2 tRNA genes are annotated in these 472 nt (G+C 44.9%); both read left to right on the top strand.

Going from position 1 to position 472, the window contains the following annotated elements:
• Nucleotides 1-115: 115 nt before the first annotated feature.
• Nucleotides 116-192: transfer RNA gene (locus WKU33_RS19020), tRNA-Ile, on the top strand.
• A gap of 13 nt (nucleotides 193-205) precedes the next feature.
• Nucleotides 206-278 (top strand) — tRNA-Ala (locus tag WKU33_RS19015).
• The last annotated feature ends 194 nt before the right edge of the window (nucleotides 279-472 follow it).

The raw sequence follows: 472 nt of genomic DNA, 5'->3' as shown, positions 1-472 counted from the left end.
ATAGGCGACCGTTTAACGATCGCTGAAGCTAAACTATTTCGGAACATACTGGGTTGTTTGGTTCAGTTTTGAGAGAGCAATTTCTCTTTATTTTATATAAATATGAAAAAAAGATGGGCCTGTAGCTCAGCTGGTTAGAGCGCACGCCTGATAAGCGTGAGGTCGGTGGTTCGAGTCCACTCAGGCCCACCATCTTATTTTCAAAGGGGCCTTAGCTCAGCTGGGAGAGCGCCTGCCTTGCACGCAGGAGGTCAGCGGTTCGATCCCGCTAGGCTCCATTTTTGTACCTTGAAAACTAAATAGGAGTAACAACGACATCATATTAAAAGGCTGAAGCGACCGTTTAGAAACGGAGGCGTAGCAAGCGTCTGAAAAATGCTTGGTTTTTAGCGTTTGGAAGACAATTGCTTACGACGGGAGTTTCTGGGAGCTGAAGCTAGATTAATAAATGCAAAAAAAGTGGTCTTTAACA

Source organism: Oceanobacillus sp. HCA-5259, assembly GCF_037892815.1.
Classification (GTDB): domain Bacteria; phylum Bacillota; class Bacilli; order Bacillales; family Amphibacillaceae; genus Oceanobacillus; species Oceanobacillus indicireducens.
This window is presented reverse-complemented; position numbering and strand designations above follow the sequence as displayed.